This is a genomic window from Nitratireductor sp. XY-223, assembly GCF_004959855.1.
Classification (GTDB): Bacteria; Pseudomonadota; Alphaproteobacteria; order Rhizobiales; family Rhizobiaceae; genus Hoeflea_A.
Genome location: NZ_SPNT01000014.1, coordinates 37873 through 55819, shown reverse-complemented (window position 1 = coordinate 55819; position 17947 = coordinate 37873). Strand labels below are relative to the sequence as shown.

Sequence of the window (17947 nt, the reverse complement as noted above, 5' to 3'; positions counted from 1 at the left end):
GCTTCAAGGGCTCGGTCGGCGGCCAGTACTCGTCCGGCTACTACGCGATGCCGGTTGCGGGCAACATGAAGCTCGGCGATGCGGGCTCGGGCATCAGCTCCTGGGCGGTCGAGGGCGTGCTCGTGTGGAACCCGGTCGCCAATGTCGAGGTGCGCGGCGAGGTTCGCCACACCAGGTTCGGCAAGAGCAATGCCGCCGTGGGCCCAACCGCGGGCTATGCCGGCGGCGACGCGACGACGGGCCTGTTGCGTCTGCAGCGCAATTTCTAAAGGCGGCGCGGCGCCCTGTCGAGCACCGGGCCCGCAATCGCCAGGCACTTCCGGGCGGCGACGCCGCCGCCCGGCATTCTTCAACCCAGACGACCCAGACGACCCAGACGACAAGGAAAGTCAGTATCATGATGAAGCAATCACCACAGGAAACGGCCGGCGGCCGCACGCGCACGCACGGCAACGCAAGACGCGCCCTGCATAAAGGGCCTTGGATGTCGGCGTTGCGAAACTCGCGAAGCGCTGCTGGGCGAATGAGCGCACAGGGGCGTGCGCGTCCGTCGTCCGTCCCTGTCGAAAGCGCTTTGCCAAGCCGGGGAACAGTGATCCGGACCCTGCGGCGTTCACACTGACGCGATCCTGGAAGACGAATTTCCCACCTGAGTTTTAAACCCCGAGGAGATTACCATGTCCAAAAAAACAATTGTCAGTGCAACCGCTGTTGCCGGAGCAGTCGTCATGACCCTGACTGGTGCAGCGCTTGTTGCCGCCACCGGCACGGCATCCGCCAAGGAAAAGTGCTACGGCGTTTCGCTTGCCGGCCAGAACGACTGCGCTGCCGGCCCCGGCACCACCTGCGCCGGCACGTCCACGGTTGACTACCAGGGCAACGCCTGGACGCTGGTTGCAGACGGCACCTGCACGACCATGGAACTTCCGGGCGGCCGCATGGGTTCCCTTGAGCCGCTTGACCGCGACCTGCCGACATAAGTCGGAACCTTTCCTTTTCAATGCCAGCCGCGCGGCACCGCCGTGCGGTTGGACTGCCCGTCGAAGCGGGAGGCCATCATCACATCCGAAGCCGCGTCCGGTCGCTGCCGCCGATGGCCGCCTGCGCCGGAATAAGGACGGTCCATGTCGACACCGTCCTGCAGAGCGACTACTGGACCGTTTGCCTGGAGTTCATGCCGAAAACATCATGGGCGACGGCGGCGCACCTCACCAGGCGCTCACCGAAATCCGCCGCAACTTTCTGAGAGACAAAGGGCGCGCACCGCGCTGTGGCGTGCCGTTGGCGACATCTGTGGCCTCTTCCAGCCCGACGAATGCTGGGATTACCCAAAGACGCTGGCTATGTATCACATTAATCACCCGACGCTTTAGTCGCCTATCATGTAGCCGATGCGCCGGTGCCCGACCCGGCGGCGCTTGAGTGTGATCGCACGGGATGACCTTGCTGAGCGCCGCTTTGTCGCGCATCCCGCGGCATTTGCCACGTGCTCCGCCTTCGCCGCCGTTGCGATTTTCTCGGCTAACCGGGCGGGCTATCATCTTTCCGGCATCGATCCCGGAGGACGGGTTGATCACGCGGCGCGGATATGAGGTAGACAATTGCCGCCGGGCGGCGCCGTTTTCCTCTAAACGCTCATCGATGGCGCGACGCTTGGCGCAGCCGTCGTGCAATCTGGTGAAATTGACCTGGCTGCAGCGATCGCAGCCATGCTGGAGGTTGGCGTGTTCACCGTCCTGGCCCGGCCTTACCATACAACAAGGGGCAGTAAAATGACTTCGCTGGTTGAATTGATCCACCGTTTGCACGACGGCGTTTTCGGGATGATCGAAAGACTGACCGACGGCTGGTTCCTCGGGCTGTTCTCGCGGCTCGTTTTCGCGGCAACGCTTTATGTCTATTACCTCAATTCGGCCAAGACCAAGATCGGGGACGGACCGCTCGGCGTGTTCGAGGTCAGGGACGGCGCCTATATCCAGATCGCCGGCAAGGCTTTCGAGGCCGCCGGCTATCATGTCAGTGCCCTGCCGCTTCCTGTGCATATCTTGGTCTATGCCGGCACTTATGGCGAGATCATTCTGCCGGTGCTGTTCATTCTGGGGCTTTTTGCCCGCGTCGGCGCGGTCGGCATGATCGTCTTCATCATCGTCCAGACCCATGTCGATGGGACGGAACATGGCGTCGATCTCGGCACGCTCTTCAACGGCCGCCCCGGCGATATCCTTGACCAGCGCCTGTTCTGGTGTTTGCCATTGGTCTATGTGGCGATCAGGGGACCGGGAATGGTCTCTCTTGACTCCTTCCTGTCGCGCTGGTGGCAAGGGCGGGCCGCGGGTCAGCCACCGGCCTAGCCTGGTGTCATCCATAACAAGGGCGCGCATGTCTTCGCGCCCGATGAACCTGAAACGCTCATGATACAATCCTTGGGTGTTGCTGCTGTCAAAGCCGGTAAGTGGGTCCGGCCCGGGTCTGGCGTGGGTGTCTGCGGTGTTGCGGCCGGTCTGCTGGCGGATTGCGCCCGGCGGGCGGCCTCGCGCTTTTGCCTATTCATTCCATAGCCACATTCCGGGGGGGGGGTACACTTCCCGTGACGCGAACGGCGCCGCCGTCGCCGGCATCCGGGGCCCGGCCCGCCGGAGGGGCTAGCCGGCGTCGCCGCCGCTGTCCGGGCCGGCATCTTGGGGAAAACGACATGAACAACGTCATGGAACGCGCCGCCGCCTGCCCGGCGATCAGCAAATCATACGCCCCGACGGGTGTAAAGGCCGGAAGGTTGCCGCAGTTGCCACCGATTAGGGGCAAGATCCCCACCAATCCATATTCGAGGGTGCTGCATTCATTCAATAGCCCCTGTGAACTGCCAAAGGTGAAACCTTTCGGTGCCCGGTCAGCAGGACTCTGATTGGCGTTGAAAAGTGGAATGCCGTCATAGCCGTTGAAGACAGAAGCCAATCGTTCAGTTCTCTGGAGATAACATGCGCAATCGCCTTTGGCCTATACCAACAGCACCTGATCAAGGAAGAAACGGAACTAATCGAAATTTGGCTTGAAAGTATCGACATATACGGCGTTCGATAGATGGCGGGGAGTCCTGTTCATTCGTCGTCGTCAGGATCGGGGGCCGGGCTGTACTGGCCCGCCCAGACCGGCGCTGCATTATCGGAGCAGGCCGAAGTTTTCCGGCCCAACTGCCTGTCGATCGACCTCGAAGTCAGCAAGAAAGACTGCCGTATCCATGCCTTCGATGCGGTGCGCGGGGATACCGGCCGGAAGCTTGAATTACCAAGGTGGTAGCCTTAGGACAGCGCTGGCGAAGCTTGACGATTTCGCCGACGGTGCAACTTTCATTCTCGGCCACAATCTGATTGACTTCGACCTTCCGCATCTTGCTGCAGCGAAGCCGGATCTTCGTCTATTGAAGTTGCCAGTTGTGGACACCCTGCGTCTCAGCCCGCTCGCCTTTCCCCGCAATCCCTATCACCATCTCGTCAAGCATTATCAGGACGGTGGCCTCAAGCGCGCGCAGATCAACGACCCGGAACGCGACGCAGGCCTGGCCCTGGGCGTCTTTGTCGATCAGCGGCGCGCGCTGCTAAGGGCTCCGCCGGATTTGCTTTTGATCTTGCACTGGTTGTGCGTCGCGCAACCCGATGGCGCCGATCGCGCGCTTGATGGTTTCTTTATGGAACTCCGCAACGCACGCCGTCCTTCGGACGCCGAAGCCCGGACCGAGATCGGCCGACGGCTGGACGGTGACGCCTGTATGACCCAGGCGCACGCAATTGGGGCAGAAGCGGGCGAAATGGGCTGGGCGCTGGCCTATGCGCTGGCCTGGCTGTCCGTGGCGGGCGGCAACTCGGTCATGCCGCCCTGGGTCCGCCACAAATTCCCGGAAGCCGGGCGCCTGGTGCAGCAACTCAGAGATACCGCCTGTAACGATCCTGCCTGCATCTGGTGCGGGGAGCGGCACGATGCGCGTAAAGAACTGAAGCGCTGGTTCGGTTTCTTAGACTTTCGGCCGGAGCCGGCCGACGAGGAGGGATATCCGCTGCAACGGGCCATCGTCGAGGCGGCGATGGCGGGAAAACACGTCCTGGGAATCCTGCCCACGGGGACCGGCAAGTCGCTCTGCTATCAGATTCCGGCACTGTCGCGCTATGACAAGACCGGCGCGCTCACGGTGGTGATTTCGCCACTGGTGGCGCTGATGGCCGATCAGGTAGCGGGGATGGAAGCCCGCGGGATCGGCTCCTGCGTGACCATCAACGGGCTGTTGTCGATGCCCGAGCGCGCGGATGCGCTGAACCGGGTCCGGCTGGGGGATGCGGGTATCCTCCTCATCTCGCCTGAGCAGCTCCGCGCCCGTTCCCTCCGCCGGGCGCTCGACCAGCGGGAGATCGGCAGCTGGGTGTTGGACGAGGCGCATTGCCTGTCACGCTGGGGACATGATTTCCGTCCCGACTACCGCTATATGGGCCGCTTCATCCGCGAGAAGGCGGGCAACGGACCAATACCCCCGGTGCTGTGCCTGACCGCGACCGCGAAGCCGGACGTGAGGGAGGATATCGTGCTGCATTTCCAGGACAGGCTCGGCATCGCGCTGACCGTCTTCCCCGGTGGTGCAGAGCGGACTAATCTGTCATTCGAGGTCATCCCGACCTCGATCGGCGAGAAGTTCGCGCATATTCATCAGATATTGACGTCATATCTGCCGACGGACGTGGCAGGCGGGCCATCGTCTATTGCGCGACACGCCGGCAAAGCGAAGAGGTCGCCGAGTTTCTGCAATTGAAGGATTGGGCCGTTGCCCATTACCATGCAGGCCTGCCGCCGGAGACCAAGAAGGACGTGCAACGGCGGTTCATCGTCTGCGAACTGCGGGCGATCGCCGCAACCAACGCTTTCGGAATGGGAATCGACAAGCCGGATGTGCGGCTGGTCGTCCACGCCAATATCCCGGGCTCGCTGGAGAATTATCTGCAAGAGGCCGGCCGCGCGGGAAGGGATCGTGAACCGGCACGTTGCGTGCTGCTTTATGCGGCGGATGACGTGGAGCGACAGTTCGGTATGTCGGCTCGTTCGCGGCTGAGCCGGGTGGAGATACAGGGCATCCTGCGAGCGTTGCGGAAAATGGATCGGAAGAAGCGCCTGGGTGGCGAGGTGATCGCTACGGCAGGCGAAATCCTCGGCGAGGACGAAGACAAGGCCTTTGAGCGGGATTCCGCCACTGACGATACGCGCGTGCGCACTGCTGTTGCCTGGCTGGAGGAGGCGCAGCTTTTGACCCGGAAGGAAAATGTCGTTCAGATATTTCCGTCCTCGCTCCGGGTAAGCTCGATTGCACAGGCCGAAATGCGACTTGCCAAAGCACGGATCGCCGATTCTTATCGTAGTCAGCTGCTTCGTATCGCCGAAGCGCTGATCGAAGCCGATGCGGACGAAGGCGTCAGCACCGACGAACTGATGGAGATTTCAGGGTTAAGCCCCAAGCGCGTGCGGGCGGCATTGTACGATCTTGAGCGGCTGGGAATTGCCAACAACGACACGGTTCTGGCCGCATTAGTCCATGCCGGCGTGGAACGGGCCTCCCTCAAGCGCCTCAGGGAAGCGGCAGCTTTGGAGACCGCCCTGATCGCGCATCTGCGAGGCAGCACCGGATCTGGGCAGGGGAAAGACGTCTTACTGCATCTGCGCATTGCTGCACAGGCCCTTCGGGATCGGGGGCTGAGCGATCCTCTGCCGGAACGGCTGTGGCGCATCATTCGCGGCATTTCCTATGACGGTCGGGGCGAGGATGGTTCCGCCGCTTGCCTGACGGTTCGAAAGCGCGATGCGGAGACGGTGCAGGTGACGCTGCAACGCGAATGGGAGGCGCTGGAGGAGACCGCCACGATCCGGCGTGAGGCGGCTGAGCGCCTGCTGGAGCATCTCCTTGCGTGCCTGCCGTCCGGCAGCCGAGGTACGGATTTATTGGCCGAAACCACGCTTGGCAAGCTATTGCAGGCGATCGAGGCCGATATGGTTCTGAAGAGCAGGGTTCGAAACCCGGATAAGCTGCTCGATCGCGCGCTTTTGTGGCTGCACGAGCAGGAAGTGATCCGCCTGAACAAGGGTCTGACCGTGTTCCGGCCAGCCATGGCTATCCGCCTGGCACAGCTGGAACGGCGCGGGTTCTCCAGCGCGGACTTCGCGCCCCTTGCCTTGCATTACAAAGGACAGGTGCTGCAGGTTCATGTAATGATGGCGTTCGCCGAGTGTGGCCTCGAGGCCATGCGCGAGGCATTGCGACTTGCCATGGACTATTTCACCTTGAAGGAGCAGGAATTTCTTGCGCGCTGGCTTCCCGACCGGGACAGGGAGATCGGCCGCGAGACGACACTCGAGTCCTGGCGGGTTATCGTCGAAAGCCTGAAAAATCCGGTTCAGCAGCGGATCGTGGCCGACAGCCGGGAGCAGAAGAACGTATTGGTGCTCGCAGGTCCCGGCTCCGGCAAGACGCGCGTGCTGGTTCATCGCATCGCCTATCTGATACGTGCCAGGCGTGAAAGCGCCCGCGGCATCCTGGCCCTGACCTACAACCGCCATGCGGCGATCGATATCCGTCGCCGGCTTACGGAGTTGATTGGCGATGATGCCCGCGGTGTGACCGTACTTACCTGCCATGCATTGGCGATGCGCCTGGCCGGAGCCAGCTTTACCGGCCTGGCCGAACGTCCTGATGACGAGATGTTCCGGGAAGTGCTCCGCCGTGCCGCTGATTTGCTGCATGGAGAGGGGCTGCCGCCGGAGGATGCAGACGAGCGCCGCGAGCGCCTGCTGGCCGGGTTCCGCTGGATCCTGGTGGATGAATACCAGGATATCGGTCCTGAACAATACGCCTTGATATCGGCCCTGGCGGGGCGAACGCTGGAGGGCGACGCCAGCAAGCTGACGCTTTTCGCGGTCGGCGACGATGATCAGAACGTGTATGCCTTCACCGGCGCTTCGGTGGATTTCATCCGCCGCTTCAAGGCGGATTACGGGCCCAGTCCCGTCTATTTGACGGCAAACTACCGATCCACGGGCCACATCATTGCGGCAGCCAATGCGATGATTGCACCGGCCCGCGAGCGGATGAAGGCAGAGCATCCTATCCGCGTCAACTGGGCACGGACCGGGAACCCACCGGGCGGCGCATGGGAAAAGCTGGACCCGGTTTCGTGCGGACGAGTGCAAATCCTACCCACTGGGGGCGATCCGGTTGCGCAGGCGCAATCCGTGATGACGGAGTTGCAGCGTATCGCCGCGCTTGACCCGGACTGGGACTGGTCACGTTGCGCAGTGATCGCGCGCGAGTGGAAATATCTGGTTCCGGTGCGCGCGTTCTGCGAGATGAATGAAATTCCAGTGCAAATGGGAAACGAGGAGATACCGGGCTTTTGGCGTTTGCGTGAGACCCGGGCATTCGTCGATTGGTTGCGCGGATTGGAGCCGCGCCTTGTTGACGATGCGGTGCTGCGTGGTTGGATTGAGACCTGCCCGTCCGATCCCTGGCATGACCTGCTGCGGCAGGCCATCGAGGAACACGCCCTGGAGAGGGGTGGCGGGGAAATTCCCATCGATCATTTTATCGAATGGCTGGCGGAAATGGGGCCGGGACATACGCCGCCGCCAGCACGGCCTCCTGCTGTTGACCGCACATCGGGCCAAGGGGCTGGAGTTTGATCATGTGGCCGTGCTGGACGGCGGCTGGGACCGTTTCGGACAGGACGAGGATGCAGACGCACCGCGCCGGCTATACTATGTGGCCATGACGCGCGCCCGGCGGACCCTGACGCTGGCGCGCTTCCAGCGGCCTTACGGGCTGCAGGACGCGTTAATCGGCAATTCTTCGGTGGTGTACCGCAAGCCGGTGGAGCTTCCGCCCAACTCAGTCTCGCTCGGATATCGTCATGTCCGGGCCAGTCTTCAGGACGTGGATCTGGGTTTTGCCGGCCGTTGCAAAGCGCGAGATTCCGTGCATGGCGCCATTGCCGCGTTGTCGCCAGGCGATCCGTTGAAGGTGCGCATATCGGATAGCGGGCGCTGGCAGTTGCTGGACCGGGCCGGCAGGATGGTCGGGCGGTTGGCAAATGGCTTCAAGCCGCCTCAAGGGCAACGCTGCCGCTCGGCCGAAGTTTTTGCCGTTGTCCGCTGGAGCCGTGAGATATCGGATTTGAAGTATCGCGACTCGATGAAATGCGACACCTGGGAAGCGGTTGTGCCGGAACTCGTGTTCGAGCCGGATGAACAAATACCGTCAGAAGCTGGGTCTCCGGGGCCATGAGCCGACGGGGCAATCCACGCGACGATGCCAAAGCCGAACGTGATCATGGTGGCGGAGGATTGCCCGCCGCCTGTGACGCCGGTCATGCCGACGGGTTTTGACTATCCGTGTCGTTCTGTGCCGACACTGCGGCGAAGCCCCATGCGGCCTCTCATCTCGCGGCTTCGGACTACTCTCAGGAGATACGACAACGGCATCTATGCCGGCACGATCAAAACCCTCGCCCTCAACGTAAAGGCCACCACCATCAAGCCCTGCGACCACGACAACGACAAGGCGCCCGAGAAGCCGAGCATCGGTTTCGATGAGGAAAGCGATTTTCGCCGAGTTTTCTGCTTTGAGTCATGCCGTGCCAAGACAGACCGGCGTACCGGCAGCATGACGGCACCGGCGCGATGGCGGCGGCGGAGCGAACGAGACCCGAGCGAAGGAGATGACCGGGAATGCGCGACGCAGGCATCAACACTGGCGCCGAAAGGACCCGGGGCGACGTCACCGTTTTCGTCGACACGACCGACGGCCCGGGGGCGGGCCGTTCTCCATCGACGGCATCGAGGCCGTGTCCGCGTTCACGGTCAGCAGCGGCGTCGGCATGGTGTTCCCGCAGGTCGGTCCGGGCAGCCTGACCCGCTCGGTCTTCGCACATTACGGCCGCATCGACACCGATGCGACCAACGCGACGACGGGCCTTGGCGCCGGCACGAACGATACGACCGGCTATGGCGGCGGCGTTTCGCTGACCTATGCGGGCGCGATGGCGGCCTTTATGTGTGGACGCGGTTGCGTCCTATCCGCGCTATGATCTGGACGTGACGGGTGCCGACGGCGCCTTCGGCAGCACCCATGCCAACGGCTGGGCGGTGTCCGGGGAGGTCGGCAAGGGGTTCGTTCTTTCCGACCGCTTCACGCTCACGCCGCAGGCGCAACTGACCTGGCAGAGCATCGATATCGCCGGCTACCGCGACAGCGCCGGGCTGGACACGGCCTCCAGCAACGCGGACAGTCTCGAGGGCCGCCTGGGCGCGCGCCTCGGCTGGGACGCGGCGGCGGGCACGCGGCTCTACGCACAGGCCGGCCTGGCGCACGAGTTCCTGGAAAGCCCTATCGCGACGGTTGCCGGAACGGCGCTTTCGCCGGGCCTTTCGGACAGCTTCTATGTGCTCGGTGGCGGCGTGCAGTGGCAAAACCCCTTGCGCACCATGGGCCTTTGGGCCGAAGGCGACTATCGCGGTGCCTTCAATGGAAGCCTCGATAAATGGCAGGCAACCGCGGGCGTCAAAATGGGACTTTGAAAAAAGGGCAGACCGGCTCCGGCGCGAACCCTTTCCCGCGATGCCTGTCGGCGCGTTCTTCGTACCGAAGCACCCGACGATTCCGCCATCCTGAAGAGATCGAGCAGGAGCAGATCCGATTGCAATGGGCCTGGCGGTACCGGTTCGTCATCAAAGTCCCAAAGTGCGGTTCCTTATTTGGTCGCTTCTGAGAACTTGGCGCTCATACACCGATCAAACTGAACCGATCGCAAGGGGCTGATCAACGCCACCTGGATAGCCGCATTCTCTATTAAAACGATAGCCCAATATGAGTTGCTTAAGCTATGAAACCGTTGCATTCACAGACGTCTAGTCGCCTAATTTGGAATTGGCGATGCTCAGAGGTTTTCGACTGATGGAGATGCATTGTGTGCGGTATTTTCTTGCCGTTGCCGATACTTTGAATTTCACGCGTGCCGCGGAGCGATGCCGGGTGCGGCAGCCTTCCTTGACACGAGCGATCAAGAAGCTTGAAGAGGAATTGGGCGGTGAGCTTTTTTATCGTGAGCGCACGCACACGCACCTGACTGAGCTCGGCCGCTCGATGCTGCCACTTTTGAAACAGTGTTATGCAAGTGCACTTGACGCAGAAGCTTTGGCCGTCAAACACCGCCGTGGCGAGTACACGGCTCTGAGGCTGGCGATCTCTCATACGATCGCCATGGATTTGCTTGCGGACCATCTAAAGGAGTTGAACCGGGTGCTGCCGAAGGTGGAAATCGAGTACTTCAGAGGGACTGCTGTGGACATCATCGAATTTCTGAAACACGGTGAGGCTGAACTGGCCATAGCAGGACCTTTGGGTGAGGACTGGGATCGCCTGGACAGCTGGTCCCTGTTCGATGAGGAGTTCGTTTTGGCTGTTAGCGAATGCCACCCATACGCCACCCAGGAATCCATCGAACTATCGCAGCTTTGCGATATTCCAATCATGATCAGGCCCTATTGTGAAAGTTATTCAGATTTTGTTGATTTATTCGACGCAATGGGCATTACTCTTCAGCAGGTTCAATTGATAAGGCAAGATGGTGATTTGCTTCCGCTCATCAAGGTCGGTCTGGGTGCGAGTCTCATCCCCAGGAGTGTTGGCACCGGCTACGGATTTCGCATGATTGCAATCAAGGATGCCGGGTTGAAAAGAAACGTATGCCTCTATTCGGTCGCCGGACGAAAGCGAACCGTCGCAGCCGCAGCGCTTACAGGGCTGCTGTGTTCGGAAAACTGGGAAGAGATGGCAAATTAGGAAAATCGCCACCCTTCCCGACTGACCGCAGCATGACACGAATTGCGTTTGAGGGATTCCCCAGTTTGCGTTTGTCTGATTCACTTCCCCATGAGGAGGTGTGCGTTATGGGCAAGCCGTATTCATTGGATCTTCGAGAGTGTATTGTTGGTTATGTGGCGGCGGAACACGCCTGCCGCGCAGCCGGCCGGGCGCGTCGACGGCAGTACGGATTGTGTCGGATCACCGCTCGCGAGGGGACGTTTCTGTCAAACCGCAAGGTCGTCCCGCCGGCCGGTTCGGCAAGTTGGCGCTCCATATGAACTTCCTGATCGAGATCGTGCATACCGGGCCGGACATCCTCTGGCCGAGCTCAGCAGCGACAACGCGCGGGCAGCCGGCGGCCCGATCCTCTCGCCGGCATTTTCGACGACGAGATTGTTCCTCTGCTCAAGGCGGCGCCCGGCATCCGCCCCGTGGCCGTCTTCGAGGAGATGATGCGGCGGCACCCGGAGCTGGACGTGGGCGTGCGCCGCACGCTGGAGCGGCGTATCCGCGCCTGGCGTGCAATCCATGGCGAGGAACAGGAGGTCATTTTCGGCAAGTGCATAGGCCTGGCCGGTCAAGTCCGAGAAGTGCTGGATATTTTTTCGGAGTGCTTTTCCTTTGAGGTGGGTCTGCCGAGGCCGATCTGAGCCTCGTACTCCTTGTCGAGCTCGGCCCTGACGGCGGCCATCTGGCGGCGCTCGAATTCGGTTATCCGGATTGCCTTCCAGCGCTCGGCAGCGCGTTTCATGGCGGCGAACATCAGTTTGAGCACCGGTTTTTCGCCCCGGGCGTTGGGGATGATCTTCAGGCGCCGGCGCTCTTCGACGAACAGCCATTCCAGCAGGTTAGTCCGTGCGGACCGCCCGGCGAGACCCGCAAAGGCGAGCCGAAACCATAGGCCAACGCCGCAAAGGACCCGCAAGACACACCAGACGCAACGGGAAAACAAGCTCTGTGTCATTCCTGATCGAAAGGGAAACAACACGCTGGCGGAACTGCAAGCCGCCTAGTGTGATGGCCTCCGGGTCAGCTATTTCAGCAGGGCATCCGAGTTTGGTCATCAACAGTATGTGTATTTTTTTTACACGCGCGTTATGTTTTAAATTGAAAAATTACTTTTTCAATGAATGAAAATTTGGTTAAAATATAAACACTTGGCGTATTGATCTGAATCTATCTAAGCATCGCAAATTTTCATCTAGCCGCTGGAATTTGTAGGCGGGTTCATTTTAAATTGTCAAAAAGTAAATTTTTATTTATTTGATTTTACTTGGGAAAATAGCAAGTTCGACCAAAAACGAACGCGGCGCAGATTCGCGCTCGGACAAAATTTTCTCAGAGGTTTTCGACTGATGGAGATGCATTGTGTGCGGTATTTTCTTGCCGTTGCCGATACTTTGAATTTCACGCGTGCCGCGGAGCGATGCCGGGTGCGGCAGCCTTCCTTGACACGAGCGATCAAGAAGCTTGAAGAGGAATTGGGCGGTGAGCTTTTTTATCGTGAGCGCACGCACACGCACCTGACTGAGCTCGGCCGCTCGATGCTGCCACTTTTGAAACAGTGTTATGCAAGTGCACTTGACGCAGAAGCTTTGGCCGTCAAACACCGCCGTGGCGAGTACACGGCTCTGAGGCTGGCGATCTCTCATACGATCGCCATGGATTTGCTTGCGGACCATCTAAAGGAGTTGAACCGGGTGCTGCCGAAGGTGGAAATCGAGTACTTCAGAGGGACTGCTGTGGACATCATCGAATTTCTGAAACACGGTGAGGCTGAACTGGCCATAGCAGGACCTTTGGGTGAGGACTGGGATCGCCTGGACAGCTGGTCCCTGTTCGATGAGGAGTTCGTTTTGGCTGTTAGCGAATGCCACCCATACGCCACCCAGGAATCCATCGAACTATCGCAGCTTTGCGATATTCCAATCATGATCAGGCCCTATTGTGAAAGTTATTCAGATTTTGTTGATTTATTCGACGCAATGGGCATTACTCTTCAGCAGGTTCAATTGATAAGGCAAGATGGTGATTTGCTTCCGCTCATCAAGGTCGGTCTGGGTGCGAGTCTCATCCCCAGGAGTGTTGGCACCGGCTACGGATTTCGCATGATTGCAATCAAGGATGCCGGGTTGAAAAGAAACGTATGCCTCTATTCGGTCGCCGGACGAAAGCGAACCGTCGCAGCCGCAGCGCTTACAGGGCTGCTGTGTTCGGAAAATTAGATTGACAAAAGTGACATTTTTTCACCCAACAAATGCCCTGTACGCTAAATATTTGCTTATCAAAGGTGGAGTTAAAATGGAAAATAACATTACAAACCATTCCTCTCTCGAGGAAAAACTTGCTAGGAATTATGAGAGAATTTGCAACAAAATGCCGAAAGAAGCAGAAGCGTATCGTAGTTTATTAGATCAATTAAAAGCAGCAAATCTTAATAAATATGCAATTGGTCAAAATCAAGTTATGCCGCCTTTTCTTCTTCCTGATGAAAATGGGTCGCTTGTTGAGATGGAGGATTTAACTTCTGAGGGTCCATTGATAATAACATTCAACAATGGACATTGGTGCACATTCTGCGAAATCGAGTTGGCTAATCTGTGCGAATACCACATGGAAATAAAGGCAGGTGGAGCCAGCGTGGTGGCTATTTCTTCAATGAACCGCTGGGCAGCGAGGCAATTGGCGGATCGTCTAAATTTAACGTTTCCGATCTTGACAGATGTATACAACGGATATGCTTTGTTGTTGGGATTGGCGGTTCGTCTGGCAAAACCATTTTGTCGATTGAGTTATCCCGTCACTCGCCACGAAAACACGGCTAATGATGTTGAAAGTTTCATTGTGACAGCTCCCGCTACTTACATAGTTAGTAGACACGGAATCGTTGACGCCTGCCATATAAGTTCTGATTTCCGCGACAGAATGTCTGCAGAAAAAATAATTGAATACTTAAAAAACAAGTAATAAAATAGTTTATAGTCATTCATTTTCTAACAAATGCAGCTTGAGCTTATTCAAGCGGGCAAGTGTAAGCTTCTGATGAGATGGACTTTCCAATTCGGAATTCTGATCATCTCCTAAACCCTAGCCGAATCATCTGACTGGCTGCCTCGATGTATCGCAAACGCCGCAATTCACCGTCGCCATCATGCTTGCAAAGCATTGCGAAATTTTAATAGAGTTTCGAAATTCCGCTCAAGAGATATTTTAGCATTAGCAATATTGCTGTCCGTCATTCTTATTTGTTGTCTGCCAGAGTGTGATGACAAGTGTATTCGCCTCATAAAAATCTCAAAAACCTTTGTAGTTCTCGTTATTCGCACCACTCCGTTTTCCAACTCATCCAAAAAAGACAGATCCAAATAACCGGTATGGCGATATAATATTATTCTCGACTCGCTTCGCTGAGCCAAATCATGAGCTTGGGACGCAATCAGTTCGAAGCGGTCTATAGTATTGCAAAATTTCTTTCTGGAGAGTTGAATTTTTCCTTCTGGTGTCTCCATTGTTGCGTACGGACGAATTCTTAAGCCATCAATAATACATCCGATTTGTCTCCTCAATATTACCTCAAACATAGTAAATATATGACCTCACCCTAAATTCGGTGATGCCTAATAAAAGTATATTTCTTACTGGAGCAAGAGCGTGTTTTAATAGCCAGGATGTGCGTACTTGCAGGGCAGCACGGAAGGATGTGTCACGAGCGCGCTGCTTGACAATCGTTCCTGAATTACAGTTTTTTCGTGTGAATGCGCCAGGCGCGTTCCAACATATCGTTAGAGCGTGCGCTGGATCATCTACAACGACCAACGCCATCGAGGCCCTGAATTCAAAAATACGGCGCGCTGTGCGAACAAGAGGACACTTATCCAGTGACGGCGCGGCCATGAAGCTGCTATATCTGGTGTTGAACCAGGCGGCCGAAGATTGGAAAAGGCCACCGAGAGAGTGGCGCCAACACCGCGGTTATTGAACTCGTTCATGACACGCAGCCAGAACCTGGCGCTTTCCGTCCGCTCGATCTGGATGCCGAGGATCTCACTGGTGCCGTCGGGCCGTATGGCCAGCGCGATGTGGACCGCCTTGTTGCGAACGAAGCCTTCGTCGCGGATCTTGACCCGGACCGCGTCGATGAAGACCAGCGGATAGCAAACATCGGGCGGCCGGGTTTTGCCACTGCGTCACCTCCTCCAGAACGGCGCCGGTGACCGCCGAGATCAGGTCCGGCGAAACATCGAGGCCGTAGTTCCTCCAGGTGGCCGCGGATCTCGCGCACTTGGGACCGACAATTTGGGGTTTCACGCCACCGCTTGGAGCGTGCCGGATCGTCTCCCGCATCGGAAACAAACCCGTCGATCTATTGATACAATAGGTATCATGTAACTAAAACCATAGCATTCTAGGATTATGAACTTCGCGGTTTTAATAAATTTCTCATTCTCATTTCTGTTTGGGTTGATTTGTCCTGCCCATGCTGGATTGGAGGGCGAGTCGGCCTTTGTCCTCAACACATTCGGGTTTTTGATTTGGGGTGCTTTGGTAATGTGGATGTGCGCGGGTTTCACCATGCTGGAATCCGGCTGTGTGCGGACAAAAAACGCCTCCACAATTTGCCTCAAGAATATTGGTTTGTATTCTATAGCTGGTCTGGCTTACTACATTATTGGTTACAACATCATGTATGTGGGCGTTGAGCCGGGAGGCTGGTTCGGTTCGCTTGCCTTGACGTACGGGCCTAGCGATGCGGAACGGGCACTTGTGAAAGGCGCGAGTGCTGATGTTGTTGCGGGCAGCAGCTATTCGAGTATGTCGGACTGGTTTTTCCAGATGGTTTTTGTGGCGACCGCCGCCTCGATCGTTTCGGGAACCCTGGCGGAGCGCATAAAGTTGTGGCCTTTTTTTGCCTTTGTACTGCTCCTGACCGCTGTAATTTATCCCGTGGTCGGATCATGGGCTTGGGGAGGGGGCTGGCTTGATAATCTGGGGTTCATCGATTTCGCCGGTTCGACAATCGTTCACTCGACAGGGGGGTGGGCGGCGCTATCTGGTGCGATTTTAGTTGGTGCAAGACGGGGCAGGTTTCGCAAGGAAGGCACGATAAAGCCGATGCCGCCGTCAAATGTCCCGATTGTGGCTCTGGGCATATTCATTCTTTGGTTTGGCTGGTTCGGATTCAATGGAGGTTCGCAACTTTCGCTCGATTCAGCGCTCGACGCTGTCACAATCAGCAATATCTTTGCGAACACCAACATAGCGGCGGCGGCCGGCGTGGTGGCGGCACTTTGTGTTTCAAAACCCATTCTCGGTCGAATGGACATTATGGCGATTTTGAACGGTGCAATTGCGGGCTTGGTGTCAATCACCGCCGGGCCTGATTTTGTCGATATTCAGTGGTCCGTACTGATCGGGGCTGTCGGGGGCGTGATTGCCGTGTCGGGGTCAAAATTTATCGAAAGACTTGGGATTGACGACGTCGTAGGCGCAATACCCGCTCATCTTTTCGCGGGCGTTTGGGGAACTTTGGCGGTATGCCTGACCTCAGGCGGACAATTGTGGATACAGATCACTGGCGTGCTGGTGATCGGGATTTTCGTATTTTCTGCTTCTGCAGCATTATGGTTGCTGCTGGACAGGCTGGCCGGGCTGCGGATTTCTGAACTGGCCGAAGATCTTGGTCAGGATGTGGTGGAACTCGGAATTGAGGCATATCCGGAGTTTGTCGCTATACCGGAGAACGAAGAAATATAAAGCCTATTGGCGGCGCGTTGATCCCGCTGAAGTTCGAAGAAAAATTTGCGGGAGCCGTCTTTGATGTCGGCTTTGCGATATTCAGCGAGATTAGATGCAAATACTTATACCAATACGGATAAACGGGGATGTTGAAGTACTAATTGTGTTCGAATGCACATAATCGAGAACATGGATTGGCAAGGATGACAATGGTGGGATGGCATGATCTTCGGGTTGAACCCGAAAGAGAAAATCTAGCAGAGATTATTGCGTGGGTCGAAGCTTTCTGCAAAACACATGAGTCGGTCAGAATGCACGAAAACCACATACTGATTGTTGCCGAAGAGCTGTTCCTGAACGAAGTAAGTTATGGAGGTGCCCGAGGGGGTAGTAATGGTCTTTTATTCCGCCTTTTGCCGCAGCCCGAAGGTGCGGCATTGATCATGGAGGCTGATGGGCCGCCATTCAATCCGATTGGCGATGTTCCAGAGCCCGATGTCGATGCACCGCTAAATGACCGGCCTATAGGCGGCCTCGGCCTTATGCTGGTAAGGAAGATGATGGATGGGGCTGAATACAAACGTGTTGATGGTCGCAACATTCTAACGGTGGTTTTCGGTCGGGGTCCGATACCACAGCGGATGGATGGAGGTGATAAGGCAAACGCTACCGCGTTTCGGTGGCGACCCAGAGGGATAACGTTCAGGATTGTCACTATTTTGTCGGTTGTTATGACGGTTGGCCTTATCGCTGCTGCCGAGTTGAATTATCGGAAATTTAAAGATGTCTTGGTTGAGGTTTCAGCGGCCCGGTATGATCCGGAGATACGTAAACTGAAGCTCGCGATTGAAAGTAGCTTAGTGAGCGGGCTGCCCCTTGAATCTATCCGTACAACACAACAGCTGATCGACCGGTCGGCAACTCAATTCGAAGATCCGATAGACCTTGCTGTTCGCGATAGCGAGGGTTCGATATTGTTTTCAACCGCTGATTCTGGCCGTCTGCAAGAAAAACCGCCTCTGCAAAATGAACTTGTGCGCGACTTTGGTGACCCGGACCGATTTGTCGTGCATGCGTCCATTATGCATGACGGGGCGGCGGTCGGCACATTGTCGTTATCCCACAGTGCCGCGGAGGCCATGGCGGCGTTGCCTGGGAGACTGGAATTGCACAAAGAGATGCTGTACCCGCTGATCTGTGTCCTGCTGTGGGTAGGTGTGGCAGTACCGTTTTTTGGTCGGATCGAGGGGCAATTTCATTTTAGGATGCGGGCGGCGGAAACCGGTCGTAAATTGGCTTCCCTGTAAGCCAATCGACAGGTCGGTT

General features: G+C 57.4%; 16 protein-coding genes and 2 pseudogenes. 15 read left to right on the top strand and 3 right to left on the bottom strand.

What is annotated here, in order from left to right; translation table 11 throughout:
- Both E4M07_RS29210 and E4M07_RS25910 read left to right on the top strand, forming a co-directional pair.
- Nucleotides 1-269: hypothetical protein (locus E4M07_RS29210; RefSeq protein WP_169054402.1), on the top strand; the 269-nt coding region annotated here is incomplete at its 5' end.
- Between the two features lie 408 nt (nt 270-677).
- Nucleotides 678-980: a DUF2282 domain-containing protein gene (locus E4M07_RS25910; RefSeq protein ID WP_206057402.1), complete on the top strand. Its 303-nt coding sequence runs from the start codon at nt 678-680 to the stop codon at nt 978-980.
- Nucleotides 981-997: 17 nt separating this feature from the next.
- Here the strand turns inward: E4M07_RS25910 and E4M07_RS29930 are convergent, their stop codons facing one another.
- Complete coding sequence (locus tag E4M07_RS29930; protein WP_281405003.1) at nt 998-1126, bottom strand: hypothetical protein; 129 nt, start codon at nt 1124-1126, stop codon at nt 998-1000.
- A gap of 646 nt (nt 1127-1772) precedes the next feature.
- Between E4M07_RS29930 and E4M07_RS25900 the strand changes: the two genes are divergently transcribed.
- From E4M07_RS25900 to E4M07_RS25875, 8 genes and pseudogenes are all read left to right on the top strand, one after another.
- Nucleotides 1773-2351 carry a DoxX family protein gene (locus tag E4M07_RS25900; RefSeq protein ID WP_136661320.1) on the top strand — a complete coding sequence of 193 codons (579 nt, stop codon included), beginning with the start codon at nt 1773-1775 and terminating at the stop codon, nt 2349-2351.
- A 923-nt stretch (nt 2352-3274) separates the two neighbouring features.
- Nucleotides 3275-4792, top strand: a complete 1518-nt coding sequence (locus E4M07_RS29670) for a DEAD/DEAH box helicase (protein ID WP_246660616.1) — start codon at nt 3275-3277, stop codon at nt 4790-4792.
- The gene (locus tag E4M07_RS29665; RefSeq protein ID WP_348640540.1) at nt 4696-7704 is read left to right on the top strand and encodes a UvrD-helicase domain-containing protein; all 3009 of its coding nucleotides are present in this window, start codon (nt 4696-4698) and stop codon (nt 7702-7704) included. Before E4M07_RS29670 ends, E4M07_RS29665 begins: the two co-directional genes overlap by 97 nt.
- Nucleotides 7705-7708: 4 nt before the next feature.
- Complete coding sequence (locus E4M07_RS29660; protein WP_246660615.1) at nt 7709-8305, top strand: hypothetical protein; 597 nt, start codon at nt 7709-7711, stop codon at nt 8303-8305.
- A gap of 559 nt (nt 8306-8864) precedes the next feature.
- On the top strand, nt 8865-9107 hold the full coding sequence (locus E4M07_RS25890) for a hypothetical protein (protein ID WP_136661319.1): 243 nt from the start codon (nt 8865-8867) through the stop codon (nt 9105-9107).
- Nucleotides 9076-9597 (top strand): autotransporter domain-containing protein, encoded by a 522-nt coding sequence (locus E4M07_RS25885; RefSeq protein WP_169054401.1) that lies wholly within the window; start codon nt 9076-9078, stop codon nt 9595-9597. The genes E4M07_RS25890 and E4M07_RS25885 overlap by 32 nt, the downstream gene beginning before the upstream one ends.
- A 355-nt stretch (nt 9598-9952) precedes the next feature.
- Nucleotides 9953-10861, top strand: coding sequence for a LysR family transcriptional regulator (locus tag E4M07_RS25880; RefSeq protein ID WP_136661317.1), 909 nt, complete (start codon nt 9953-9955; stop codon nt 10859-10861).
- Between the two features lie 371 nt (nt 10862-11232).
- Nucleotides 11233-11462: pseudogene (locus E4M07_RS25875) on the top strand (IS21 family transposase); the annotation flags it as partial.
- Here the strand turns inward: E4M07_RS25875 and E4M07_RS25870 are convergent.
- Entirely contained in the window at nt 11463-11849 is a 387-nt protein-coding gene (locus E4M07_RS25870) for a hypothetical protein (RefSeq protein ID WP_136661316.1), read from the bottom strand.
- A 406-nt stretch (nt 11850-12255) separates the two neighbouring features.
- Between E4M07_RS25870 and E4M07_RS25865 the strand changes: the two genes are divergently transcribed.
- The 3 genes from E4M07_RS25865 to E4M07_RS29925 all read left to right on the top strand — a co-directional run bounded on the left by E4M07_RS25865 (nt 12256) and on the right by E4M07_RS29925 (nt 14864).
- On the top strand, nt 12256-13110 hold the full coding sequence (locus tag E4M07_RS25865; protein ID WP_169054400.1) for a LysR family transcriptional regulator: 855 nt from the start codon (nt 12256-12258) through the stop codon (nt 13108-13110).
- Nucleotides 13111-13120: 10 nt separating this feature from the next.
- Nucleotides 13121-13852: a redoxin domain-containing protein gene (locus tag E4M07_RS25860; RefSeq protein ID WP_246660617.1), complete on the top strand. Its 732-nt coding sequence runs from the start codon at nt 13121-13123 to the stop codon at nt 13850-13852.
- A gap of 646 nt (nt 13853-14498) precedes the next feature.
- Nucleotides 14499-14864: a transposase gene (locus E4M07_RS29925; RefSeq protein ID WP_281405002.1), complete on the top strand. Its 366-nt coding sequence runs from the start codon at nt 14499-14501 to the stop codon at nt 14862-14864.
- On the opposite strand, the pseudogene E4M07_RS25850 reads toward E4M07_RS29925, so the two are convergent.
- Nucleotides 14851-15167 (bottom strand): annotated as a pseudogene (locus tag E4M07_RS25850) (transposase); the annotation flags it as partial. The gene E4M07_RS29925 and the pseudogene E4M07_RS25850 overlap by 14 nt on opposite strands.
- Before the next feature lie 131 nt (nt 15168-15298).
- Between E4M07_RS25850 and E4M07_RS25845 the strand changes: the two are divergent.
- Together E4M07_RS25845 and E4M07_RS25840 are read left to right on the top strand one after the other, a co-directional pair.
- A complete protein-coding gene (locus E4M07_RS25845) occupies nt 15299-16639 on the top strand; it encodes an ammonium transporter (RefSeq protein WP_136661313.1) in 1341 nt (446 codons plus the stop codon).
- A gap of 185 nt (nt 16640-16824) precedes the next feature.
- A complete protein-coding gene (locus E4M07_RS25840) occupies nt 16825-17928 on the top strand; it encodes an ATP-binding protein (protein WP_136661312.1) in 1104 nt (367 codons plus the stop codon).
- Nucleotides 17929-17947: the final 19 nt, after the last annotated feature.